Below are 318 nucleotides of genomic sequence, written 5' to 3'. Positions count from 1 at the left end.
CCGTAAACAAACGTCTGGTAACTTCGTAAAGGCATATATAGTGCAATTAATAAGTATGTTAGATATGATTGGCGGAAAAAAACTTAAAATCGTTAACTATATCCTAGATAATGTCCACTTAAGTAACAATACAATGATAGCTACAACAAGAGAAATAGCAAAAGCTACAGGAACAAGTCTACAAACAGTAATAACAACACTTAAAATCTTAGAAGAAGGAAATATTATAAAAAGAAAAACTGGAGTATTAATGTTAAACCCTGAACTACTAATGAGAGGCGACGACCAAAAACAAAAATACCTCTTACTCGAATTTGG

The 318-nt window shown here is 31.4% G+C and carries 1 protein-coding gene; it reads left to right on the top strand.

Annotated elements, in window-relative coordinates:
* Positions 1-318: replication/maintenance protein RepL (locus HMPREF2930_RS00235; RefSeq protein WP_070597176.1), on the top strand; the 318-nt coding region annotated here is incomplete at both ends.

Source organism: Staphylococcus sp. HMSC068C09 (assembly GCF_001813735.1).
Classification (GTDB): Bacteria; Bacillota; Bacilli; order Staphylococcales; family Staphylococcaceae; genus Staphylococcus; species Staphylococcus hominis.
This window is presented reverse-complemented; position numbering and strand designations above follow the sequence as displayed.